Origin of the sequence: Amycolatopsis sp. NPDC058986 (assembly GCF_042741125.1) — a bacterium.
Lineage (GTDB): Bacteria > Actinomycetota > Actinomycetes > Mycobacteriales > Pseudonocardiaceae > Amycolatopsis.
Map to the genome: position 1 here is coordinate 17,007 of NZ_JBHYJW010000008.1, position 23,102 is coordinate 40,108.

The 23,102-nt window shown below is 67.5% G+C and carries 22 protein-coding genes and 1 pseudogene; 3 read left to right on the forward strand and 20 right to left on the reverse strand.

Annotated features, from left to right (window positions below):
* Nucleotides 1-15: 15 nt before the first annotated feature.
* The 10 genes from ACFW0G_RS09900 to ACFW0G_RS09945 form a co-directional block, all read right to left on the reverse strand.
* Nucleotides 16-927 (reverse strand): hypothetical protein, encoded by a 912-nt coding sequence (locus ACFW0G_RS09900; protein ID WP_378324550.1) that lies wholly within the window; start codon nt 925-927, stop codon nt 16-18.
* Between the two features lie 32 nt (nt 928-959).
* Nucleotides 960-1,214, reverse strand: coding sequence for a hypothetical protein (locus ACFW0G_RS09905; protein WP_378324551.1), 255 nt, complete (start codon nt 1,212-1,214; stop codon nt 960-962).
* 74 nt (nt 1,215-1,288) lie between these two features.
* Nucleotides 1,289-2,194, reverse strand: coding sequence for a type II secretion system F family protein (locus ACFW0G_RS09910; RefSeq protein WP_378324552.1), 906 nt, complete (start codon nt 2,192-2,194; stop codon nt 1,289-1,291).
* Nucleotides 2,191-3,120, reverse strand: a complete 930-nt coding sequence (locus tag ACFW0G_RS09915) for a type II secretion system F family protein (RefSeq protein ID WP_378324553.1) — start codon at nt 3,118-3,120, stop codon at nt 2,191-2,193. Before ACFW0G_RS09915 ends, ACFW0G_RS09910 begins: the two co-directional genes overlap by 4 nt.
* Nucleotides 3,117-4,616, reverse strand: coding sequence for a CpaF family protein (locus ACFW0G_RS09920; protein WP_378324554.1), 1,500 nt, complete (start codon nt 4,614-4,616; stop codon nt 3,117-3,119). Before ACFW0G_RS09920 ends, ACFW0G_RS09915 begins: the two co-directional genes overlap by 4 nt.
* A complete protein-coding gene (locus ACFW0G_RS09925; RefSeq protein ID WP_378324750.1) occupies nt 4,613-5,452 on the reverse strand; it encodes a hypothetical protein in 840 nt (279 codons plus the stop codon). Before ACFW0G_RS09925 ends, ACFW0G_RS09920 begins: the two co-directional genes overlap by 4 nt.
* A 31-nt stretch (nt 5,453-5,483) precedes the next feature.
* Nucleotides 5,484-6,089, reverse strand: a complete 606-nt coding sequence (locus ACFW0G_RS09930; protein WP_378324555.1) for a hypothetical protein — start codon at nt 6,087-6,089, stop codon at nt 5,484-5,486.
* A gap of 190 nt (nt 6,090-6,279) precedes the next feature.
* Complete coding sequence (locus ACFW0G_RS09935) at nt 6,280-6,774, reverse strand: hypothetical protein (RefSeq protein ID WP_378324556.1); 495 nt, start codon at nt 6,772-6,774, stop codon at nt 6,280-6,282.
* A gap of 458 nt (nt 6,775-7,232) precedes the next feature.
* Nucleotides 7,233-7,802 carry a hypothetical protein gene (locus ACFW0G_RS09940; protein ID WP_378324557.1) on the reverse strand — a complete coding sequence of 190 codons (570 nt, stop codon included), beginning with the start codon at nt 7,800-7,802 and terminating at the stop codon, nt 7,233-7,235.
* Nucleotides 7,803-7,876: 74 nt separating this feature from the next.
* On the reverse strand, nt 7,877-8,575 hold the full coding sequence (locus ACFW0G_RS09945; protein WP_378324558.1) for a methyltransferase: 699 nt from the start codon (nt 8,573-8,575) through the stop codon (nt 7,877-7,879).
* 733 nt (nt 8,576-9,308) lie between these two features.
* On the opposite strand from ACFW0G_RS09945, the gene ACFW0G_RS09950 reads away from it, so the two are divergent.
* Nucleotides 9,309-9,695, forward strand: coding sequence for a winged helix-turn-helix transcriptional regulator (locus ACFW0G_RS09950; protein WP_378324559.1), 387 nt, complete (start codon nt 9,309-9,311; stop codon nt 9,693-9,695).
* 3 nt (nt 9,696-9,698) lie between these two features.
* On the opposite strand, the gene ACFW0G_RS09955 is transcribed toward ACFW0G_RS09950, so the two are convergent.
* Both ACFW0G_RS09955 and ACFW0G_RS09960 read right to left on the reverse strand, forming a co-directional pair.
* Complete coding sequence (locus tag ACFW0G_RS09955) at nt 9,699-10,886, reverse strand: GGDEF domain-containing protein (protein WP_378324560.1); 1,188 nt, start codon at nt 10,884-10,886, stop codon at nt 9,699-9,701.
* 131 nt (nt 10,887-11,017) lie between these two features.
* Nucleotides 11,018-12,346: an MFS transporter gene (locus ACFW0G_RS09960; protein ID WP_378324561.1), complete on the reverse strand. Its 1,329-nt coding sequence runs from the start codon at nt 12,344-12,346 to the stop codon at nt 11,018-11,020.
* 555 nt (nt 12,347-12,901) lie between these two features.
* Between ACFW0G_RS09960 and ACFW0G_RS09965 the strand changes: the two genes are divergently transcribed.
* Nucleotides 12,902-13,174, forward strand: a complete 273-nt coding sequence (locus ACFW0G_RS09965; RefSeq protein WP_378324563.1) for a hypothetical protein — start codon at nt 12,902-12,904, stop codon at nt 13,172-13,174.
* A 264-nt stretch (nt 13,175-13,438) separates the two neighbouring features.
* On the opposite strand, the gene ACFW0G_RS09970 is transcribed toward ACFW0G_RS09965, so the two are convergent.
* The 4 genes from ACFW0G_RS09970 to ACFW0G_RS09985 form a co-directional block, all read right to left on the reverse strand.
* Nucleotides 13,439-14,347: a helix-turn-helix transcriptional regulator gene (locus tag ACFW0G_RS09970; RefSeq protein ID WP_378324564.1), complete on the reverse strand. Its 909-nt coding sequence runs from the start codon at nt 14,345-14,347 to the stop codon at nt 13,439-13,441.
* Between the two features lie 401 nt (nt 14,348-14,748).
* Nucleotides 14,749-15,180, reverse strand: coding sequence for an NUDIX domain-containing protein (locus tag ACFW0G_RS09975; protein WP_378324565.1), 432 nt, complete (start codon nt 15,178-15,180; stop codon nt 14,749-14,751).
* The gene (locus ACFW0G_RS09980; protein ID WP_378324566.1) at nt 15,170-15,877 is read right to left on the reverse strand and encodes a 7-carboxy-7-deazaguanine synthase QueE; all 708 of its coding nucleotides are present in this window, start codon (nt 15,875-15,877) and stop codon (nt 15,170-15,172) included. The genes ACFW0G_RS09975 and ACFW0G_RS09980 overlap by 11 nt, the downstream gene beginning before the upstream one ends.
* 14 nt (nt 15,878-15,891) lie before the next feature.
* Nucleotides 15,892-16,452, reverse strand: coding sequence for a 6-pyruvoyl tetrahydropterin synthase family protein (locus tag ACFW0G_RS09985; protein ID WP_378324567.1), 561 nt, complete (start codon nt 16,450-16,452; stop codon nt 15,892-15,894).
* Nucleotides 16,453-17,058: 606 nt separating this feature from the next.
* Here ACFW0G_RS09985 and ACFW0G_RS09990 point away from each other — a divergent pair.
* Nucleotides 17,059-17,409, forward strand: a complete 351-nt coding sequence (locus tag ACFW0G_RS09990; RefSeq protein ID WP_378324568.1) for a CU044_2847 family protein — start codon at nt 17,059-17,061, stop codon at nt 17,407-17,409.
* 3 nt (nt 17,410-17,412) lie between these two features.
* Here ACFW0G_RS09990 and ACFW0G_RS09995 read toward each other — a convergent pair whose 3' ends face one another.
* The 4 genes and pseudogenes from ACFW0G_RS09995 to ACFW0G_RS10010 all read right to left on the reverse strand — a co-directional run.
* Entirely contained in the window at nt 17,413-21,273 is a 3,861-nt protein-coding gene (locus ACFW0G_RS09995) for a trypsin-like peptidase domain-containing protein (RefSeq protein WP_378324751.1), read from the reverse strand.
* A gap of 435 nt (nt 21,274-21,708) precedes the next feature.
* The gene (locus ACFW0G_RS10000) at nt 21,709-22,341 is read right to left on the reverse strand and encodes a PIG-L deacetylase family protein (protein ID WP_378324569.1); all 633 of its coding nucleotides are present in this window, start codon (nt 22,339-22,341) and stop codon (nt 21,709-21,711) included.
* Nucleotides 22,338-22,655: a 5'-3' exonuclease H3TH domain-containing protein gene (locus ACFW0G_RS10005; protein WP_378324752.1), complete on the reverse strand. Its 318-nt coding sequence runs from the start codon at nt 22,653-22,655 to the stop codon at nt 22,338-22,340. The genes ACFW0G_RS10000 and ACFW0G_RS10005 overlap by 4 nt, the downstream gene beginning before the upstream one ends.
* A gap of 12 nt (nt 22,656-22,667) precedes the next feature.
* Nucleotides 22,668-22,967 (reverse strand): annotated as a pseudogene (locus tag ACFW0G_RS10010) (flap endonuclease); the annotation flags it as partial.
* Nucleotides 22,968-23,102 lie beyond the last annotated feature (135 nt).

Below are 23,102 nucleotides of genomic sequence, written 5' to 3' on the forward strand. Positions count from 1 at the left end.
TCTCTCCGTGACGAGTTACGTGGCGCGGTGGCAGGCGAACGGCATGAGCCCGACGGCGGCGTACCGGTCGTTGCGCGAGCGTTCCCAGGGGAAGGATCGGGCGTTGGTGAGGTCGCGCGCCGCAGTGACGCAGGCGAACGTCGTCTGCAGCAGCGCCTCGCTCCCGACGATCAGGTCCTTGCCGGCGACTCCGGCCAGCGTGGCGAGTTCGCGGTCGACCCGGTCGCGCAGGTCGGCGTCGCGCAGTTTCCGGCTCCACTCCCGAGTCAGCACGACACATCCGGTCAGCTGCTCGGCCACAGCGGTCAGCCGGTGATCGATCCCCGCGATCGCCTCCTCCAGCGTCTCCGCGAGCCCACCGTAGCCGGGCTCGGCGGCAAGCTGGTCGGCCAGGGCGCGGGTGGTGCGGGTGGTCTCCAGGCTGGACAGTGTCTGCCAGGCCAGCCGATGCGCCGAACGCGGAAGGTCCGGGTCCAGCCATCCACGGGCTGGGGTGGTGTGCAGGTCCGCAACCGCCTCCAACACCCGCACCGCGATCCTCCCCGTGGCCGGACCCATGTCGGTAAAATCCTTGGTGCGGAAGAAGAATTCGCCCGGAGTGCTCTCCAGGCGACAAGGTCCGCCGGCGTGCTGGTGGTCGGTGGCGCAATAGCCGAGATTGACCACGCCGACCACAACGCCGCCGCACAAGACAATCGCGCCGAGCACGATGAACGTGACAATGAGGACGGTGTCACCAGCGGCGAAACCGAGGATCAGCACGAGCACGCCGCAGAGTCCCGCGTGGACCACACTGCGGGAGCAGAACGCCCGCACCCGTTCCCGGCGCCAGCGGCCTCGGGGCAGGTCAGGGTTCCACAGCATCATGTCCGGCCCCTCGGCAAACTCACCCACCGTCACCGGCGGCTGTTTATCGTTGTGTGTCATGGTGTTCTCCGCGCGCCCACGCGTCCGCGACGTCATTTGATCTGCGCCTGATGGCTCTCCACCGCCGCACGAATAGCGATCATCAGCCCGATCGCCACGGCCGCACTGACGGCGGCGGTGATGGCCTTCTCCACCGATTCCGACCCACGATCACCCGAGGCACGCATCCGCGCCCACCGGCTCTCCACGCCCGCAACCAACGTCATCGCCAGCCCGGTCACCACCAGCACGAGCCAGTCGTTTCCCTGTCGTACTCCGGAGAGCACGCGGTTGATGGTCTTCGACATCGATGATCAACTCCTTCACAATCAGGTCCGAGACCTGGTGTCCCGCAACGGTTTCTGTCCCCCTGTGGATTCAGTCAGGTGCTTCCGGTGAGGATGCGGATGAAGGCGGGGTAGATGGCCAGTAGGAGGAATGCGACCAGCAGCAGCGACACCGGCAGTGCGAGACGTTGGGAGCGCCTGTTGGCGTCAGCCCGGTCCGCGGCAAGGGCGGCGGAACGGAGCGAGCTGGCTTTGGTGATCAGGGTGGTGTAGATGGCGGCGCCGTCGGCGGCGGTGGCGAGAATGTCGGCCAGGTCGGCCAGGTCCACCACGCCCATCCGCTGTCCCAGTCGTGCCAGGGCGTCCCAGGGTGTGTGTCCGGCGCGCATGGCGCGGCTGAGGGTGCGGTTGATCCGGGCGAACACCCACGAGTCGCCGACCGCGGCGGCTTCGGCGAGTGCTTGGCTGGGGGCGCGACCGGTGGCGCGTTCCTGGGCGACCAGGTCGAGGTAGGCGGCGGTGGCGCGGCGGAACTGCTCCCGTGCCCTGGCTGCGTCCTCGGCCACGGCCAGTATCGGAACCGCCGACCCGGCCGCCGCCGCACCCAGCACCACCAACACCACCACGGTGCTGGGCAGGCTGATCCCGCCTGCCCACGCCACCCCGGCCAGCGCGCCCGCGGCGGCACTGGCTCTCGCGGCCCAAGCGAGGCGGCGGGCGACATACCGTTGCGCGGTGTCCTCGAGGACGTCGAGGTCGGCGGTGGGGATGCCCCACCAGCGGTTCGACGAGCGTGCCGAATACCCGGCCACCCGCTGCACACCGCCCGCCCATCGGCTCCGCGCCGGGGCGCCGTTGGCGTGGCGGGTGGTGCGCTCGTCCAGCTCGGCCACCGCGGCGGCGACATTGACCGGAGCCGCCGGGAGCAGCGCGGCAAGCACACACACGCCGACGATTCCCGCGATCCCGCCCAGGACGGCGGCGACGATGCCGGGGCTCATCGCGTCACCGCCTCGCTGTCGCGGGAGACGACGGCCAATGACCGCGCCGGTTTCGGGACACCGACGGGGATCCGTGAGGCCGTGCCCAGCAGCCGGGCGGGGCGGCGGACGCGGATCAGGGTGTGCATCCACCATCCGGCCGCGGCGAGCAGGTCGCCGATCCCGGCCAGCACGCACTGGCCGAGCAGCCCATTGAAGGGGGTGAGGAAGTCGCGGGCGAAGACCGCCATCCCGGTCAGCATGACGACGGTGATGCCGAGGATGGCGCGGACGTCGGTGCGGGGTTTCGCCCGGTCGGCTTCGACGTCACGGCGCGCCACCACTTCCCGTTCCAGGGCGGTGGCTTTGGCGTCGAGGATGTCCACCAGGCCACGTCCTCCGGCGCGAGCCCGCAGGATCAGGGCGAGCACGACTTCGTCGGCGGCCTCATCGGCGACGTCGTCGGCGAAGGCGCGCAGCGCGGGTTCCAGGCCACGGGTGCGCAGCCGCACCGCCAAGGTTCCGATCTCGGACGCGAGGGCGGTGGGGGCGGTGCGGGCCGAACTGGTGATCGCCTGCTCCAACCCACCCGCGCCCGACGCCAGCAGGTCGGCCAGGCGCCGCGTCCAGCTCGCCAGCGCATCCAACCGCGCGATCAGACGGCGGGTGTCCTGCCCGCGCACCAACATCGGCACCGTGATCGTCCCGGCGGCGGCGAGGATCGCCGCGACCGGCCAGCCAGTCCCCCACCACACCACCACACCCACCAGCACCGCGATCACCGCCCGCCGCCGCGGAACCCGCGCGAGCCGCTGCCACCACCCAAGCGCTCGGCGCGACGCAGCGCCGCGGTCAGACTTCTGGGGCGGGGACAGGAAAGCGGCGAGCACACAGGCAACGGCCAGGACCGCGGCCACGCCGAGCAGACCCGCCACGACGCTCGTCATCGCGCACCCCCCTCCGGGAAACCGGTCGACAGCCAGGAGCTTGCCTCGGCGGTGTCGAGCTGGCTGCGGTCGAAGCCGTGCCGCTCCACCCGGTCCAGCAGGTCGCGGCTGGGGGCGTAGGCCGGGACCGCGCGGCCGTCGGTCGGGCGGGGCGCGAAGATCCGGGTGGTATCTGGGCGGCCGGAGTCGCCGACCGGGCCGACCTCGATCACCTCCGTCACGTACCGCTCCCGCCGCCCGCGCAGGCGGCTGTCGTGGTGGTGGTCGGTGCGGGCGACGTGCACGACCAGATCGAGCGCCGCCGCGGTCCACTGGTGAGCGGCCTCGATCGCCAGCGGCGGGTCAGCCAGTTGCCCGAGCGCGGCAATCCGGTCGAACACCGCCACACCGGAGGTGGCGTGCAGGGTGCACATCCCACCCGCGGCGCCGTTGCCCAGCGCGCGCAGCATCGCGGTCACTTCACCGGCCCGAACCTCCCCGACAATCACCCTGGACGGCGAATGCCGCAGCGTCTGCTTCAACAGATCGTCCAGGGTGATCTCGCCGACGCCCTCCGAATTGGCGGGACGGGCTTCCAGCGGGGTGACCAGCGGGCGGCCGGTCAGGTGCAGGCCGAGTTCGTACTCCTCCTCCACCGTCACCACATGCTCAGAGGCCGGGATCTCGCGGCACAGTGCACGCAGCAGCGTGGTTTTCCCGGCGGCCGGGCCACCGGAGACGACGATGTTGCAGCCCGCCCGCACCGCCGCACCAAGAAACGCCGCCAGCACCGGATCCACCGTGCCGTTCGCGACGAGCTCGGGCAGGCCGACGTCGACGAGGCGGTGGCGGCGGATCGCCACCCGCGGCCGATCCGAGACCTCCATCACCGCCGCCACCCGCGCCCCCAACGGACCACCCGCCGGAATCCGCAGATTCCCCAACGGGCGTCCGGCGTTGAATTCGCGGCTGGTTTGGCCTTGACGGGCGAACATCGCCGCGAGCATCTCCACCAACTCCGCGTCGGTGTCCGCGACCGGATGCGGCCAGCGCTCGAGGCTGCCATCGGCCAGCTCCAGCAGGATCTGGTCACAGCCGTGCACGTGGATGTTCTCCACATCCTCCCGCTCCAGCAACTCCTCCAGCACGCCGAGCCCGGACAGCGCCGCCACCACCGCCCGCACCAGCCGCCGCTCGGCCTCCATCGGCAACGGTGGCTGCCCGGCGGCGGCGCGGCGCTGCACCCACGCCGCCACGTCCTCGGCGGCGAAGGCGCGCATCCGCGCCTGCTGCTCCTCCCCCGACAACGGCGTGGCCAGGTGGGTGTCCCCGGCGGCGACGCGTTCCAGCCGCGCGGCGACCGACTCGCGGATCGCCCGGACCACCTGCGGATCCGGTGCCCCGCCCGCACCTTCCTCCGGCGGCGGTGCGGTCGAGCCGGTGCGCGGAAGAGAACGCAGGATCGGACGCGGATACGCCGATGCTGTGGACGGGGAACCGTTGTGCGGCGCGGTCATCGTGTCCCTCCGGTGAGCAGGCCCGCCGACGGGCGCGCGGTGGCCGAGGCATGCAACTCGGCGGGGGTGTAGTGGTGGTAGGTGCCGTGCAGGCGCCGCGCTGCACGTCGCAGCCCGCGCAGCAACGGCGACCGGCGCGGAAGGACGCCGCCGTCGAGGCCGTCGGAGAACACCGCTGCCGCCCGCGCATCCGCGGCCACCTCCACCGCGATCTCCGCGCCGAGCGCGGCCCGCATCTCCCGGCTGCCCGCCGTCGTGGTGGCGCACACCGCCAGCCCGATCCGCTGCGGCACGATCCGCTCCGCGAGCGCGGCCAGCACCGGGCGCGCGGCCAGCACATGGCGGGGTGTCGGCCGCACCGCCACCAGCACCAGATCCGCGGCCAGCAGCAACGGCCACGGCGTCACTGCACTGAACCGGCCGACATCGACCACCGTGTCCGCTGGACACCCCGTCGTGGTTTTGAACGCGGCCAGCGCCACGGTCAGCCGGGTCCAGCCCGTGTGACCGACGGCGGTGTGCTGGCCCGGGGCGTTCAACCCGGCCAGCAGGCCGACATGCCGGGCCACCGGCACCGTCTGAATATGCTCGACCAGCGTGGCGGGATCGCCTGCTGGGGCGTGCCGGGTTGTCGTGGCGTACGACAACACACCGACCTCCGGCCGGAGGCTGCCGTCCACCAGCCACTGGCCCAGCCAGCCCGCCGCAAGATCACCCCCGGCCGGGTCGCAATCGGCCAGCACCACAGGCGCGGGCCAGGCCGCCGCCAACGCCGCCGCCGTCGTCGTCGCACCCGGCGCGCCTTTCCCCGAGACGAGCGTGATCATCGCCAACATCCTCACCGCCTTTCCTTGCAGGAGTTGCCTGCTATGCGCCGGGGCCGAGCTGCACCAGCACGATCTGACCCGCCGCCGCACTGCTCGCCGCCTGCGCAGCGTCAGCACCGACCACGACGTCGACCGTGACCGCGCCAGTCGAATCCGGTAGGCCGACACCGAGCACCCGCGCCCGAAACGACCCAGCAGCACTCGCCGGAGCGGAACCCACGTCGGTTCCAGCCCCTCCGGCGACCGGGGTGACCTGCACCAGGTCACTAGGGGAAAGCCCGCGAGCGGGCAGATGGCCCGGTTTCACCGGCAACCCGACCAACCGCTCGCCCGGCCCCGGCACCGGCTGCACAGACAGCTGGCCGCGCGTGAGCACGCTGCCCGCAGGCAGCATCGAACGCGCGACCTTGCCGACCACCTCGGCCCGCTCAGTCGCGGGGACGGACGCCACCCGCGGATCCGGAACCGCTTTCGCGACACCGAGAACACCGTCGCTGATCGACTGGCCCCAGCCGACATCCCGAGTCACCACCACAACCTCGACCCGCTCGTCCTGCCCCGCGATCAGCACGTAGTTGCCGAAGCCGACCACCGCGGCCAGCACCGCCGCCACCGCCAGCAGCCACCACCGACGCCGACGCGGCACCCGCGGACCACCCGACTCCTCAGCCGACTCAGCGGCCGACGGATCCTCGCCGCGTGACCGCGGCGGCCGGGAAAAAGACACAGCACTACCCACGGGGCAACTCCTTACCCATTCCAGAAAGCGAATTCGCTATATCCACACCCGACGACGAAAACTCGACGGAATGCAGTTGTGAAAACCTCCGTGCGCGTTAGTTCGCGCGCAACGCCTGCACCTCCGCGACCGCGAACGTCGCCGACGCCCGCGACATCATCTGCGGAAACTCACCACCCACCGGAGCGGTTCCATCCGAGCCGATCCAGCTGACCGACCACCGGATCGCCCACTCTGCCCTCACCTGATCATTCGGCTGCCCGTACGAGGATCGCGTGTAGACGGTCCCGCAATCGGGACTCGCGGCATGCAGGCCGTACGAACGGTCATACGGCGTGCCCGGACCGGAACACGACATCGAGCCGCCCATGCCGGAGGTGAACATCATGCCCACCGGGGTCGCAGTCACCACGGCCCACACCGGGCCGACCTGCACCCGCCGCACCGCCGGTGTCCACACACCACGGTCGGTCCATATCCAGGTGTTCTCCCCGACGATCGTGGCATCCCGACCATCCGGCAATCGCACATCCGGCGAATGCCGCGGCACGGGCAACGGCAACCGCAACTGCTCAAACGCCTCCGCCGCCAACTCCGCCGGAGTCGGCAACGGCGGTGGCGCAGGAACAGCCGCAGGCCCGGCGTCAGTCGAAGTCGGTGGCAGACAACGCAACCCGAACGCACTACCACCCGGATGCCCAGCACCAGGCACACCACCAGCCCCGAACCCACCGAGGAAACATCCAGGAGGAATCCCGCTCGGCGAATCCGCAATACCGCCCGAACCAGCACCAACCTGCCTATCCTGACCAGCACCACCCGACCGAGGTCCCGGACCACCTGGCCGGACAGGAGCTTGGCCACGCTGTTCCAGCGCTCGCATATCCACACCTGGGCGAGTGTTCTGACCGTACGGGTCAACCGGTGTGACGATCACCTGGCCGTCATCGCCAGCCTCCTGCGCGACGGCGGGAGCCGGGAAGACCGCGAGCAAGCCACCGGCAGCGGCCAAGCAGACCGGGAAGACCTCGAATGGGCGAGCGCGACACATCAGCATGCACCCCTGGGAAAGTCGAGCTGGGAGACTTTCCACTGTCCGTCCGCCGGGTCCCGAGCCAACGTCGCGTGCACTGGCATTCGAGACACACCAACGGTTTTCGGTTTGCCCGTGTTGGCATCCGCCTGTCCTGCGTGTGAGGCGTCCTGGCAATCCACAACCTTCGCCGTGGCGCCGGCAACCTCGACCGAGGAGATCCGCACCGTCACATCTCCATAGGTGGTCAGTCCCAGCCCCTTGTTGCGGTGCATCGCCTCCAACGTCGTGGACAACTGCGGCTCCACAGCGATTGCGGCCATTGCGTCGTGCCACGTGTTCTCCGGCTTGTGCGGCGTCTGCGCGGAACGCGGCCAGTACTGCGTATATGCAGACTCGATCGCCTTGCGCTCATCCTGCTTGGACGCGCTCGGTACCGAGTGCGCCTGCGACGGAGCCGAGAGGTTGGGCGACGAAGTCGGCGCCGGGGCATCCTTACCGCTACAACCCGCCAGCAGTACTGGTGTCAGAGCCGTGACCGACAGAGCAACGAGCTGCGGCCAACGACGGGTTCCGACGATCATCACGAATTCCTCCCCTGTCCCCTTCGGCTGTGGCGTCCACGCCAGCCGCGGCAAACTGGCCCTGGCTGATTGCCCGGCTACGCGAACAGCATGCTCGCCAACGCGCCCGCCAGCAGGGACGGCCCGGCAGGAAACCGCGAATTCATGCGCCTGGAGCACATCACAACCACGAATGCGACCATAGCGGTGAGGCCGCTGGCTATCAGCAGTCCGCGCAGCAGCGCTTCCCAACCGCCCCAGCCCAGGTATAGCGCGAGCGCGCCGTACAAGGCGGTATCTCCGCCCCCGGTGTGCTCCGGCGCGCAGACTTGCGCCAGCAGCGCCAGCACCAGCACGACGGCCGACGCACCATAGGCAAAGGCAAGCTGCGTCCAGCGCTCGTCGACCGCCGCAGTGCCGAACAACACCGCGGCGCCGCCACCCGCGAAGGCTGCTGTGAGTGCGAAAGGAAGACGTCGGCAGCGCAGGTCCACGAGTGCGAGGCTGAGCCCCAATGCACACACCCAGCACCACGCCAGCAGCACCAGCGTCGCACCGAATCGTGTCCACCCGAGCACCCACAATGTCGCGGTCAGGACCGAGATCATTGCGGTGGTGATGCGACGTGGCCAGCCGAAATCCAGTAGTGGCACGCCGGCTGCCCGTTCTGTGACCTGAACTACCACAGGTCCTGCCAGCAGCCCTGCTGTTCCAGTCATCCACGCCGGAAGCGAGTCCACGAGCACCTCCCCGGTCGCAATGAAGCGGCGTGCGACGTCGAAGAAATCCGTACGCACTGATCACCGCTGGCCCAGCGCGACCTACGACGATCCCGATTACTGGAGCCTTTCCTTTCACGAAACGTGACATTTCCTCACCTCCCGACACTTGCACCTGCGGAGTTCGGTTCCGTGATCCCCCACTGTGGACCGCCGCAAGCCCTCGCAGGAGGCGAGAATTTGCACAAAATCGGCTCGAGACACCGCGAATTTTGTGCACATTTTGTGCAAATACGAGAAGGTCTCACCTCTACTCAACAGTAGAGGACGCTACGCACACGAGTGGCCACAGCACAGGTCGTTGATGTCCAGCCCTAGCGTGACGCGTCGTCACCCGGCCGACGACCAGGTTCGTAGCCCGCGACGGCGCCCGGTCAACCTGCGCTCCCGCGTCCGATGTCGTAGCACTTCAGCAATTCGGGTCGACATGGTCCGTCCTCCTTCGCCCAGCCGCTTCCAACGAGTTCTCACGGTCTCCCGTCTCCTGCAGCCGGTGCGCGGTGACGGGCCGATGTCGAAATTCTGGTTCCGCTCGGTCGGCCAGTCACCGCGCTACTCCCGCTCCCGGAGCCGGTTGCCCGGGCAGGACCGGTGTAGCTCGCGAACCCCTGCTAAGCGCAACGTAATCACCGACTAAGGCCCGGCTCAGCAGACGTTTCTTCACCCGTTCAGGCGAACCACTACGCCGCAGCGGCACCAGATACCGCTCTTCGGGCCTACGGAAACAGTTGACGCGTGGTAGGCAACGTAGGTGACCGACTGGGATGACGTGCCGTACCGGCAGAGCCTGCACGAAGCGATGGCGATCCTGAACGGTCAGTGGACCATCGCGGTCATCTCGACGCTCGTCTTCGGCGAACGAACGTTCTCCGATATCCAGAGCGAGGTGAACGAGACCGAGGCTCGGCTCGGCTGGACCTCGCATCCTCGGCCGCTCAGCGACCGGGTATTGACCGACACGCTCCGACGCTTGCAACGGAACGGACTGATCGAGCGCCGCGCGGAGGAGGGCGGGAAGTTCGCCGCGGTGTGGTACCAGCTCACAGGTGACGGACGAGCACTCCTGCGCGCCCTGCACCCGTTGGCGACCTGGGCGCAGCATCACCGCGAAATCGTCGCCGAGCCCGAGCCGCGATGAGCCTCACAGCACCTCGATGACGCGGGCTTGGTTTCGACCAGCGTCCTTCGCACCATATAAGGCATTATCGGCGGCGAGCAGGAGATCATCGAGGGACATTCCCGTCGCCGGGAAGTAGGCCGAGCCGACCGACACAGTCAGGTTGAACGTAGCACGGGCGCTTTCCGAAACGACCGGAGTTCCGGCGATGCGTTCCCGGACTCGGTTTGCCACGGTCAGAACGTCGTCGACGGAGGTGCAGCCGGGGAGGACGACCACGAACTCTTCGCCGCCAAACCGGCCGCACAGGTCGTTGCTCCGCACGACTGCCCGCAACGTCTCTCCGACGACTCGCAGTGCTTCGTCCCCCGCGAGATGTCCGTAGACGTTGTTCACCTTGCGGAAGTGGTCGATGTCGATCATGAGGATGGCCAAGGTCGTACCGTGCCGACAAGCACGTTCGAGTTCAGCTTGCGCGATCGCGCGCCAGCTCGCCGCGTTCAGCAAGCTCGTTTTCGAGTCGGTGGTCGCGGCGTACTCGAACTGCCGGATCAACGCGGAGCGGTGCAGAGCGTAGAGCGGTAGCAGCATGAGAAGGGCAAGCCACGGGTGCCAGGCCAGAAGCAGTGCGGTCGCGGCGCCGAGGCACAGCGTCGCGAGTTCCAGGATGTTCTCGTTCAACCGTCCGAGGAGTCGGCGCGCCGTCCGGTCGGCTCCGGCCAGCGCGATCGTGATGGCCGCGATCGTCGAGTTGACGACGTAGTAGAGCGCGATGATCATCAGGACGCCCGCTGCTCCCAGAACGCCGTGCTCCAGGGCACCGGAAACGATGTCCAGTTCGCGTACCGCCCAGGCCGCGGCCTGGGTCGACACGATGACGTTGGAAACGTTGAAGACCGTGCGCGACACGTAGAGCCCCGGCACGCCGCGCCAGCAGCGCACCCACAGGTGCGCATACAACACGACGGCCACCACCGCGGCGAGCGCAGGCGGAAGAACAAGAGCGCCGGCCAGGGTCCATACCGAAGAGAAGTTGACGTGGGGCGTGTCGCTGAACCTGCGCCGACGTCGCTCGACTTCGTTCGCCATCTCGGCGGCGAGCACGCCGAGACCGATCACGACCACGCATTCGACAAGATCACTTCCCGTAGCCGGCACCAGGACGGCACCGAACGCCACGGCGGCGAGTGCAAGAAGCTCGACGAACACCACGAACGCCCGGGCGTAAACGGAGTGTGACCAGACTGACCAACCTGCGTTACCGCGGCGCCGCTCAGAATGTGCCTTCGCTGATGATCCCTGCATACTGATCTCGCTTCCGTTCCCACGGGAGGGCCCGGCCCTCACGGTGCGGCCTCCGGGCCGCCGGGCCCTCCTACAGCCGGCTGTCCCGGGAGGGGGTCACCATGCGTAACAAGGACGTCTGATCGCTCTCGATCCACTCGATTCACCGGGCAAGGCTCGTCTTCGGCAGCCCGCGGCTGCCGAGGGCGGGTTTCCCGCCACACGATCCCCGCCCCGGCCGCCAGCACTGACGCCAGCGCACCCGAGACCGCGACCGTGGCCACTGGCCCTAGCTGATCGGCGACGACGCCGGCGCCGGTGATCGCTACACCCTGCGAGCTGTAGACGCAGGTGCTGAACTTGCCCATCACCGCGCCCCGGCGCGAATCCGGAACGACGGCGACGATCACGGCCTGGAGTCGGATGAGATACACCGTCGACAAGGCGCCGCAGATCGCCCAGAGCACCGCTGCCCACACCAGCCCCGGCAGAAACACGCACAGAACCAAAGGAAGCCCGGACGCGATAGCGGGGATGATCACCGACCGGGCCGTCGGATCGGCGCTCCCGCGGCTGGCCCACCATCCGCCGACGACACTGCCGACCGGGTCGGCGGCCATCAGCACGCCGACCGCGAACGACGCCGCTCCCACCGTGCCCGCAAACGGAGCCGCGAGCCCCTCCGGCACGACCAAGAGACCGATGAGCGAGGCGAGGATGAACACGGCAACGAGCCGCCGGTCAAACACACAGGCCTGCCCAGGCTCACGGATCTCGTCGGCTTGGCGGCGTCGAGCGGCAGGACGTGCGTGGACGAACAGGGCGATCACCAGCGCGCTGATCAGGAACGTGCCACCGTTGAACACGAGGGCGCCGGACGCGCCGATCGCGGTGACCAGGATGCCGCCCAGGCCGAACCCGATCACCTGCGCGGTCTGCGTGCTGATCTGCCGGAGTCCGAGCCCGGCCTGGTAGTGACCTTCCGGCAGGACGTCGGGCAGCAGCGACAGCTGCGCGGCCTTGAACGGCGCACCCGCCAAGGTCAGCGCGCCAACCAGGCACCAGAGAGCAGGCAGCGGGAGGCCGGGGATCGCCATCACCAGCGCGAGGCATCCGCGGACGACGTCGGTCACCACGATGACCGCGCGCCGCGGGAACCGGTCCGCGAGACCGGAGAGCAGGAACCCACCGATGAACGCCGGCGCGAACGTCAACGCATAGGTCAGTGCCGTGAGTGAGGCCGAGTTCGTCCGGCCATAGACCACGAGCGCAAGAGCGACTCGGGCGAGCTGATCACCGGCCACCGAGAGCGTCTCGGCCAGCCACATCGCGCGGAACTCCGCACTCGCCAGCGCCGCTGCGAAGGCCCCCCGTCCGGCAACAGCCATAGGTCCGTCCCCTCCCCGGCGTACCCAAGCTCGACCGGCAGCCCCCCGCCCTCGAACCTGGACCAACCAAAATATGCCCGGAGCGTGCCCGAACCGATACCATCCGCAACTTTTCACTCGGAAGCATCAGATCGACTACCTACTGCAACTGTAGACGCACTTCTCCACGACGGGTAGCCGTACAACTACTCAACTTGTCTCGGGAGTTGTTCGCGTTGTCCGCAGAATGACCGAGCCGACGTTCGATTGCCAGCGGCACGCACCGAACTGCGGCAACCGACATCGAGCAGGACCAGTTCTCGAACGCTCAGGCCGCACCGAGCAGCGGGCAGCGCGCAGGACGTGTTCGTGGCAAGGGGCCGCTACGGCTGTGTCGATTTCGCCGACGCCCGTGTCGCGCGCCAGTGCAGCGAAGCTCGCCGCGCCGAGGCCAGGGCTATCCCTCGGCCCAGCTCAGGCGTCACCGGAGGCGCCACTGCTCTAGCCGTCACGCACGAACTCATCACCTGATCGGAGACTTGGTGTTTACGAAATGCCACAGCCACGATTGAGGTCATGCAGTCCCCCGACCCGGTAACCCCGACGGACAGAGATCCATTCGCCGAGTTCCGCCGCAACCTCGGCAGACTCATGTGCAAGTTCACTGCGGCGCGCCGTGACAGAGATGCCACCCACGCAACGCTGGACGTGCTGTCGTCACTTCAGCACGAAGACCACAACTGGACAATGGTGCATCTGGCAGTTGCGGTCGCCACCCTGGCACCGCGACAGGATTGCTCGGCCCTATGGGGAACAGGGAAGGAACACCAAGAGGAGTTCGACTCCTGATCGAGCCGGCAACGAGCGACGAGATGTTCCTTCTCCTCGGCTACCCGCGCGGATATTGTGGGCGTGTCCTGGTCGGCGAGCAGCGGCAGGCCGTACTGCGGCGTGTGATCCGGATCATCGCGAGTGTGTTCCCACCGAGCGGCCCGACCCGACGGAACGTACTCCTCTAACTCTGACCGATGGTGCGCTCGACGACAACGCACGAGCACAAGGGAGAGGACCGCGGCCCCGGCGAGCAGAGTCAGCCCGACGATCAAAACTCAGTCACCCGGCCAGCGGAGCGGGCACCTCATGTCCGCTCGACCCGTCGGAGTCCTGCTCGAGCTCCGTGATGGCTTCGACGATCCGAACGCGGGAAGGCCGTTCGTCCAGAGCATTGCGCGCAAGCCGATCCGCGAACGTCCGATATCGACGCACGTGCACTTGTTCAGCGAGATAGGCGTACAGATGGTCCTCACAGATCCCGACAACCGGCGCTCGGGTATGAAAACCGAAAAGCATGAACGGGCTCAGCAGCCCCGGCCGCCCGCCTGGGTCAGTCGGCATGATCCGCACCACGACCCGGCCGTCGTCCATTAAGGACAACAATTCGCGAAGCTGCTCACGGATCACACCAACGCCACCGACCCGGCGCACCAGAACTTCAGCGTTCAGGAAGAGAGTAATAGTTGCTCGGCTGTTCTCGAAAAAGACCGCGTCACGGCGTACGAGCCGCATCATTTGACACTGCCCCATCTCATCACCGGTTAAGATCCCGGAATCCAGTACTGACCGCGCGTAGTCAGGCGTCTGCACCAGATCCGGAAGCACCTGCGGAGCCCAGAGTACGACTGTGCTCGCGGTTCGCTCATACTCAAGCAATAATTCCGGGTACTCCACCGCACCTGGAACAACCCAGTTCGGTTCCTTCACGCGATGCGCCAGCTTTACCAGCCACCGGTACTCATCGCCGGACACCGCGAGGAAGCCCAGGACCCGGCTCACATACTCCACATTTGGAGGACGAGTCGCCAGCTCCGCCAAAGACACCAGCGAGGGTTCAATCCCCAGCCCCGAGGCCAACTCGCGCACCCCGACTTGACGTTCTTTCCGTACGGCACGCAGACCGAGCCCCAGCTCTATGGCAGCAGGCGAAACAACTTTTTGCCGCACAACACCCTCTTCATCGTTCATGCTGATTCCTTGCTCCACGCACCGTCACGAGTTGCTCCATGCAAAATGGGGACCTAGCGTCCATTGACGCCAGGGTGGCCAGGCCACACGTCAATGCCATGTTCGCATCGGTAAACGAGGTCACAATCCCAGCACGTGCGTGGCGTACCCATTGCATCCCGCCGACTCGACTGTTCAAACTCCACCGCTGCGGATGCACCACACAACATCGTGACCTCCTCACCTGGCCGCGGAACGTGCGTCAGCCGGGTGTAATGCCAAACACCATCCACTACGGGGTGGATCGACTCGGTATCGATATAGATCACGGCATCCATGACGTCACCGCCCCTCCCCTATAGAGTGCATCAATTCGTTGCTACGAAACGGATCCCGCTGAAACTTCAGCGAGGGTGGCCGCGTCACGGCGTCCACGCCAACCACGGGTTGTCGGCCGTCAGGCAGCCCTCGAGCAGCGCGTCGCGGACAGGCTCGGGCCGTAGGAAGCACAAGTCGTGTTCTCCGGCCCACCGGTGAGGCTGGGACGCTGGTCCGTCGAGGCAATCCCGGTCAGCGAGTGTGACATCGAAGAGGAAGACCACTTCCGAGGTAGGCAACCTTCCCGGTCCACACGTACCGTGCTCGACCGCGGCACAGAAGTCAACGTCATCAACGACCGCACCGAGCTGGTCGACCAGCGATCTGCGAAGTGCACGCTCGACGGGCTCTCCGCCGAGGACTGCACCGCCGGGGAGAATATCGTGCTCCGGGCGCTCGAGCAGCAGGAGGCGCTCGCCCCATCCGATCAAGGCGTACGCCACCACCGCAGGCGCTGCGCTGGCGTCAGCGACCACGGTCGTTCTCCCACAGCAAGGTGTGCAGCCTGGTCGAAAGGTGCCAGCCGCGCCGGAGGACCGGATCGGCCAGAAGTCTCATCCGGTCCAGGACGGTGGCGCTGTCCGTACCTTCCGGCATGACCCACACCGGCTGAAGCCCGTAAACACTGACCAGTTCCTGAATCTCGTCGAGATCACCGACGTCCTGAACCACGAACTTCCAGACAGATTTTCCTTCGGCGGCAAGGCTCCGCAGCACCGCGGGCCGGATGCGCTGATGATGGAGGAGGCCCGAATGCGCAAGCTTCGGCGAGACGTTGAACCGCGAAACCGCCGAAGCAATCGCGGGCGTAGGAACAATAGTCCCCGACGTCTCGATCTCGATATCGGTGGCGAGCACCCGATCCCGGATCGAAGCCACCAGATTCGCCACGGCGTGCCGCTGGAGTAACGGCTCACCACCCGTGATCACCGTCAGTGCCGCAGGACCGGTTGCAAGCCAGTCGAGGATGCTCTCAACCGAGACGATCCGACGTTCAGCGTCCAGGTCGAAACGAGTGCTGTCATGGGTTTGTGCACTGTCGCACCACCGGCAGGACAGATGGCAGCCGGCCAGCCGAACGAAACGGGCGTAGCGGCCCGTACTCGGTCCTTCACCCTGGAAGGTCGGGCCAAAGGTCTCGTTGACGACGATCTCGCAGTCCACATCAGACACTGTCGGGAGCTTCATTACGCAATCACCGATCCGTAAGCCGCGGCGTTGATGTCGGTCTCACGCACCGTCACCCGGCCCACCTGAGCACCCTCACCGCCAGGCAGTCCGGCGAGCACGGCCTGGCTGACACGTCGCAACAGGACTGCAACAGCTTCGACGGTCGGCCATGCCAGATCGCTGACCATCAGCTCCGCGTCATCGACGGTCGCATTGCGGTTGGCGCCGAAGCGAAACACCTTGCACTTCGCTGCGGCGAGATGCACGACAAGCGGGTCCCGGATGCCCAGCATGGTGCTGTGGTCGAGGTAGGTGTCAATCCAGCCCCGTATGCCGGCTTTGAGCCTGCCGAACTCCACAACGATCGACTCGTCGCTCAGACCGGATGCCACCACCGAAACCGCGGCCCTCCAGGAATGGCCGTGCAGGCTAGTGCACTTGCCGCCCAGTTGCGGGAGACGATGCGCAGTTTCAAAGGTGTGCTCGATCGTGATCTGATGGACGGCCGGCGCGCGATCGCCTGTTGCGATTTCCATCGGGCTGGTGACGCTCTGACCGGTTGTCGCGGTACCGCGCATGGTGATCGTCGCTTCCTTCCCAACGAGCGTTGCCGCTCCGGACCGTCTGAAGAAGATCTGGTGGCCGCCGACGAAAGATCGAACGGGAAGTGAACGTGTCCTCCGCCGCAGGCGGGCCCAGTGAACGTTGAATGATCATGGCTATCCAGAGCGTGGACACGGCCTCGATGAAGCGTGCATAGGGCGTTGCCTACGTTGACCAGCGACCCACTAGGCGTTTGGCAATCCGGCACAGCGGCCTCGTTCACTCCACTGGATTAAGAGCCAGGCACAGTCACGTTGCCAGCTATGAGGCCACCGACCGCAGTACAAAAGTGAAACAGGTTATCGCGCTGGCGATTCGCAAACGCTGCGTTCCTGAACAACTGGTAGGCGGCATGAGCGGGCGGTCAGGCTTAGTGGAGAGGCGGCGGCTGGCGTGCACGCGGAACTATGCCGGGGTGTGCCTTGGCCGGGCGGGGCGGCAGGCTCGCGGTCGGCTGGTGAAAGGGTGATGTGCCGTTCCCTCCGAGAGTAGTCGGGAACGGGCTGTACGTCGGGCCGCCGTGCCGGCGAAAGTAACGCCCGGGGCTGGCGGTTCCGGCCGCCGGCCACCAGGATGGTTGCGTGGACGACTACCTGGGGACATCGCAGCCGACCGGAACGCGTGTCATCCCTGTGCAGCTCGACGATCGCACACTCTATGTCGAGGCCCGTCCGGTCGGTGGCGGCGACGAAGAGGTCGCCGGACGACTGCTGAAGTTCGAAGGGTTCACCGAGACGCTGAGCAAGATCGCGAACACGGTGACCGACGCCGTCCAGGCCGGGCTGACAAAAGTCAAGCCCGCCAAGATGACCGTCGAGTTCGGGTGCGAGGTCGGGATGGAAAGCGGCCAGCTGACCGCGATCCTGGTGAAGGGCACAGCGAAGGCCAATCTCAAGGTGACGATGGAGTGGAAACCCGGCGGCGGTGACTGAGGATCAGCGGAGCCGTCTGATCGCCTTCTCGGCTTTGACTCGAACCGCCTTCGGGGTTTTGGGGTCGTCGAGTAGCCCCTGCATGACATCCTTGCCTCGCCGGCGGTCGAGCTTCACCACGGCCTCTGCGGCGGCGAACCGCTCCGCCGGTTTGAGTTTCTTGTTTTCGGCCTGCTCGACCTGTGCACGCAGCTGCTGCCTCTTGCCAAGGCGCGGGGGGTCGTCGGATTTCTCGCGTTCTGGGGTCTCTGATCGGTTCTGGGCAGGCGGTTGCAGTCGCGTGGCGCTGCTGATCGCGCGCGTTCGCGTGCGGTAGCCGACGCCGGCTCGACCGGCGATGCGGCGGTACGCGGCTGCCGCGGCCGACGAGTCGAGCGGCTCCATCAGCTGGGCCACGCTGATGGCTTGCTCACTCGGAGCGCTGGCCGCGATCTGGTCGAGGAGTGCCACCGCCTCGGCCCGATCGCTCACCTTCGTCGCGAAGGTCGCGCGTTGGTAAACGGGTATGTAGTCGTCCTGGGCGAGCAGGTGATATGCACGCGCCCCGGAAACCGGGCGAATCGATTTGAGTCTGGCCGCCGCCTTACTCCGCATCGGCACGGTTTCGTTCTGGGAGCTCACGATCGTCTGGAGGAGCTCGACTGCTCGGTCTTGGAAACCGAACTCTCCGAGGTCCGCGAGGACGTCCAACCGGTCGGACGGGTCCCCCGGTCCGGCGGCCAGCCCGACCAACGTATCGATCCCCCGTTCCGGGTCGAGCTCGTAGAGCGATTGCGCGGCGAAGCGGCGGATCGCGAATTCGAGGCCGGTGTGACCCGCCAGTTCCGCCAGCCGGTCGAGCGCGCGGTCACGGCCTTGCGGGTATTGGCCAGCAGCTTTGGCGGAGTCGACCTGCCACTCCCCGAGCCGGTGGTCGCTTGCGAGAGCAAGGTAGGTGTCGAGGCCTGCGCCGGGATCGACCTTTGCCAACGCGTCCGCGGCGGTGAACCGGTCCTCGGGCTGCTGCTGCGCGGCCGTGGCCAGCCCGCGCAGGAGAGGAATGGCCCGGCTGTCGATATCGCTGAGCGCGCGGGCTGCCCGCAGGCGAACGGCCGAGGGGTTCCGGGAGTCCTCCGCGAGTTCGGCCAGCAGTTCGGCACCGAGCGCGCGTTGCCGGCCCGCCGCGGCCGTGGCCGCGGCGATCCGCGTCTCGAATCCGACGGTCCGATCCCTGCTCAGCAGGGTCAGGGTAGTGAGCTGGCCGGGATCGTGCGTGCACAACGTCTCGGCGGCGACCAAGCGCGCCTTGTCCGGGCAGCCGGGATCCTCGACGAGGCGGCGAAGGATTCCCAGGCCGCGCACGGCATCTTGGCTAAAGACGAGCTGCGCGGCTTCGATGCGGAGCTCGCGCAGCTCGGCCGTGGCCGCTAGCCTGACCAGGGTGCGCACGCCGTGCGGCCGGTCGACATCGAAGACGATCTTGGCTGCGCGCAGCCGCGCGTCGGCGTCGGCGCGATCGGCGAAGACGACGTAGTTCGCGGCGGTGATACCCCTTCTCCGGTCCAGTTCGAGCAGCAGCCGCAGGGCTTCGAGGCCTACTACCTTCTCGGTGACGTCGCGGAGGACGGCTTCGAGGGTATCCGCGGCGGCACCGGGCTCAACGAGCGCGAGTTCGGCGACTGCCTCCCGCCAGTCGTCGAGGGTTTGCGGGCGGGTGACTTGATAGATCAGCCCGCGCCGGAGCCGTTCACGCACCTTGTCCGGGACTTGGAGTCCTTGGCGGATCACATCGACAACGAACCCGTGATTGTGTTTCCAGTGCCGTCGCCGCAGGAAGCGGTTCAGCACACGCGTGACGTCCTTGCCGCTCGCTGCCCACAGGCCGACCAAGAACAGCTCGACTTCCCAGTTTTTCCAGGCCTCCCGCCGCGGCCGCAACCGCCGCCGAGACGGCCGAGGGTATCGCCGCACCAGGTGTTCCGCCGCGAGGAATTCGAGTATGGTCTGGTGGAGGAATTCGGGACCGCCACGCCGGCTGATGAGCAGGCTTGTCGCGAGGAGTACCTCGTGGACGATCTTCGTCCACTCCGGTTCCGGCACGGTGTCGGCCGGCCTCGGCACGTGTCGCGAAGCGACCTCGACCACAGTCGGCATCGGGCGTCCCGTCGGGAACTGGGCGGCCGCGTTCTCGTAGTGAGCATGTGCCCATTCGCGCAGTACTGGCAGAGCATTGTCGAAGAGCTCGTCAACGGCTCGTTCGGCACTCGCGCCGCTCCGTCCGCCCCACTCCCGTAGGAGCTTGCGCGCGGTGGCCCGGCGCTTTTCACGCAGCAACTCGACGAACTGCCGGTAGAGGTCGACACGGTTGGCGGGCAGCCGCCGCCCCGGTTCCTGCGCGTACAACACGCACATCATCGTGGCGATCAGCGGGATAGTGGCGAGGTCCCGCAATTCGGCTTCGTCGGCGCGGTCGACGAAGCGCGCTGCCTCCGCCTCCGCGTCCGGCACCTCGAGCGCCTCAAACCACGCCCTCGCGAAGTCGCCGAGCTGGTGCCGAGCGAAGGGCTCGATCACAAACGTCGGGTAGCGATCATTCTCAGCGAGTTCGGTGTGGTAGTTGACTCCGGTGGGCCGGGTCGTGAGCAGGAAGCCGAATCGGCCACGGGACCGGAGCCGTTGCACCAGCTTGGCGACGACACGCCGATCCGACGGGTCGACGATCTCGTCCAGCCCGTCAGCCAACACGAGCCACCGCGCACCCGGTGCCGGTTCGCCGGCGAACAGCTCTTCCAGCCGACCGCGATCGAGGTCCACATCGAAGCTGCGCGCTCCACTGGCCAGCAGCTCCGTGATGTCGTTCCGGCCGCGGAGCGCGTCAGCGGGCACCGGGACGGGGACGAACTCGCCACCGTCGCCGCGCAGCCACTGCTTGGCGATCTCGGCGGTCAAGTGCCGAACCAGACTCGACTTCCCCGCGCCGGGACCGCCGAGGATCTGCACGCCCGGGTATGCCCACAGCAGGCTGTCGGCGTCGACTCGCGCCGGCTCCGCGCCCGCCGGAGCCCCGTAGCGACTGGTCTGCTGGCGCAGGTACACCTTCCACAACGGCGGGGTCACCTCGGTCCCGGCGAGCTCAGCGTGCGGGTGCCGATCGTCCGCGGCGCTCGCCGCTTCCAGGTACTCACGCAGCCGCGGGCCAGGAAACCGGATACCCGACGCGGCAAGCTGGTCGTCGTCGAGTAGTTCCAGCCAGCCACGGCTACCCGGTGCCACCGAGCGGTGCAGCGGCTCCAGCCCGTCATAGGCGGCGAAGATCGAGCGGACAGGGACCAAACGCGCAGTGTCGCTGTGCTCGGTGTCGCGGTAGCGCACCACCCCGCAGACAGCGCCGGTTCGCCAGTTGAGCACCGGCCCGCCGCTGTACCCCGGCCCGATCGGCCCTTGTACGGTCTTCAGCAGCTCCGCGCCCTCGATGCGCTGAGACGGCCCGGCCAACGTCAGCGTCGCCGAGTCGCCAGCGCGATACCGACCCTGCGGATACCCGTATGCCCACAGCCGGTCGTCGGGCTCGGCGGCCGGATGCAGCAGTACGTGTGAGCCGACGACCGCATCCTGAGCCTGCAGAAGGACCACGTCCAAGCCGTCGGGGCCGTTCGCCCGGTAGGTGCCGGGAATGACGCGGAATTCGGTGGCAAGGACGTGCGCCGTCCCGGTGGAACGGACCACCGGGGCCACATCGGCACGCTCATCGGTGACCACGTGCGCACAGGTCAGCAGGACACCTGGGGCGACGAAGAATCCGGTGCCCTGCGCACCCGACGGCGCGACCAACGGCACGGTGACCGCACGCAGAGCATCGGCCAGCTTCGCCCGCACTCCGTCCATTCCACCCCTCCGCTTGGTGCTCGGCGAACCACTATTTTGACAGCCTCGCGACCGCACTGGGACAGGTACTTTTCGTACCGCGAAACGGGGCTTGGAGGCGGCGGTCGCTGGTCCTGCGTCGGCACGCCAGCTTCTTCAGTGGCTGGCGCGAAGCCGCTGCAGAACCCACCTGTCAACGCATGCCAGGCCAAGCCAGCTGTCCGCTTATAGGCATTTCCGGAGCGTCGATTGCCGTCGCCATGATCGGACCACACGGCGAATCTGCAACACGTTCCCTCGGTGCCTCACCTGCAGCTGGTGGGTACTCCAAGGTTCGGGTGGTAACGTCTGCGAGCGGCCGGAAACTCTGGATCCGCGGCGCCCGGCCCGGGGAAACAACCATTGACCGTCAGCGCGCACGTATCGCTCAAAGTAGACTCGCTGATCCGAAACTGACTACAGTCCGATGGCAGCGGACAGGCGTCCGAGTACGGGGAGCGGGGTGAAGTTTTCCGCGTAGCGCACGCCGATCCGGTTCCCCCAGAGGCGCGCGAGCGTCTCAGCCATCGGGCCGAAGTGTTCGGTGATCGGCTGTGACGCATGCGCCGCGAGTGCACGCTGTTTGATGTTGTAGGTATCAGTGATGTCGACGACCGTGTGCGCGGGGACCGGGCCGCCCAAGGTGAGGCTGTTGTACGTGTCAGCGGTGTACACCCGACGCGGGCGCCCGGTGGCGATGACCACGTCTGGCAGCGCAGCCAGAAGAAGCTCGGCCAAGTTGCGGTGGTCGGGATGTATGTCATCAACCGGGTGGGTGACGACGACCTCGGGCCGGACAGTGAGCAGCAGCTCGCGGAGGGCGTTGACGGTGGGCCGGGCGTACTGGCGCAGCGTGGCGCCCAGGGTCGCCGCACCGGCCGCAGCTTCGACGTCACGTACCGGCTCAGCCTGATACGGGACCGCGACGGTGACGACGGCTCCGGCGTTGGCGCACCGAGCAAGGGTGCCGCCAGCCCACAGTTCGGCGTCGTCCGGGTGGGCCATCACCGTCAGCACCGAGGCCGGCGTCGTGAATAGCGCCGCGGTCACCAGAGCCCGAGCTTCTCGATGACGTCAGCTGGTTTGGGCAGTTCGCGCGTGGCGCCGCCGGCCGGGTACAGCGGGAGGTCGAGATTGGTGCGCATTCGGATGAGGTCACGCCAGGCGAGCACTTGCTGCCAGCTGCCGGTGACCGCGGCCTTCTTGGCGCCGGTCAGCCGCGCAGAGGTGGGAAGCTGTTCGAGGTGCAAGCCGCCGGACAGGAGCTTGGCCGCAGTGCTTGGTCCGATCCCTCTCACGCCGGGGATGTTGTCGGCGGAGTCGCCTTTGAGGGCGCAGAAGTCGGGCCATTGGTCGGGGGTCACGCCGTAGCGGTCAACGACTTCGGCGGGGCCGATGTGCCGTCGGCCGCGTTTCATCACGGTGTTCAGCGCGCGAACCTGCTCGTCGAGAAGCTGGTAGAAGTCACGGTCGCCGGACATGATCCACACCCGTCGTTCGGGCAGCCGGTCGCGAGTGGCGGCCACGAGGGTGGCGATCACATCGTCTGCCTCGGCGGTGTCGATCTCGATCCATCCGATGCCATAACCGGTCAGCGCTTGCTGAACGTGGGGAATCGCGCGTAGGGGCTTGAGTGCGGCTTCGTCGACGACGCGGTTGGCCTTGTATTCGCCGTCACTCCCCTGGCGTTCGACGGCGCCCTAAAAGCCGACGACCACCAAGCCGAACTACGCCGGCGGAGTGGTATCCAGCGCGATAACGAAGCCCCGCGAGGGGGAGACACCGCAAACGGGGGGGGGTGGGGGGGGCAG

What these genes read in the sequence shown, in the direction of transcription:
- ACFW0G_RS09925 (WP_378324750.1), bottom strand. Translation starts at nt 5,452, where the DNA reads ATGTTGGCGATGATCACGCTCGTCTCGGGGAAAGGCGCGCCGGGTGCG.
- ACFW0G_RS09910 (WP_378324552.1), bottom strand. Translation starts at nt 2,194, where the DNA reads ATGAGCCCCGGCATCGTCGCCGCCGTCCTGGGCGGGATCGCGGGAATC.
- ACFW0G_RS09905 (WP_378324551.1), bottom strand. Translation starts at nt 1,214, where the DNA reads ATGTCGAAGACCATCAACCGCGTGCTCTCCGGAGTACGACAGGGAAAC.
- ACFW0G_RS09985 (WP_378324567.1), bottom strand. Translation starts at nt 16,452, where the DNA reads ATGCGCGGTACCGCGACAACCGGTCAGAGCGTCACCAGCCCGATGGAA.
- ACFW0G_RS09965 (WP_378324563.1), top strand. Translation starts at nt 12,902, where the DNA reads ATGCAGTCCCCCGACCCGGTAACCCCGACGGACAGAGATCCATTCGCC.
- ACFW0G_RS09960 (WP_378324561.1), bottom strand. Translation starts at nt 12,346, where the DNA reads ATGGCTGTTGCCGGACGGGGGGCCTTCGCAGCGGCGCTGGCGAGTGCG.
- ACFW0G_RS09900 (WP_378324550.1), bottom strand. Translation starts at nt 927, where the DNA reads ATGACACACAACGATAAACAGCCGCCGGTGACGGTGGGTGAGTTTGCC.
- ACFW0G_RS09915 (WP_378324553.1), bottom strand. Translation starts at nt 3,120, where the DNA reads ATGACGAGCGTCGTGGCGGGTCTGCTCGGCGTGGCCGCGGTCCTGGCC.
- ACFW0G_RS09970 (WP_378324564.1), bottom strand. Translation starts at nt 14,347, where the DNA reads ATGAACGATGAAGAGGGTGTTGTGCGGCAAAAAGTTGTTTCGCCTGCT.
- ACFW0G_RS09995 (WP_378324751.1), bottom strand. Translation starts at nt 21,273, where the DNA reads ATGGACGGAGTGCGGGCGAAGCTGGCCGATGCTCTGCGTGCGGTCACC.
- ACFW0G_RS09920 (WP_378324554.1), bottom strand. Translation starts at nt 4,616, where the DNA reads ATGACCGCGCCGCACAACGGTTCCCCGTCCACAGCATCGGCGTATCCG.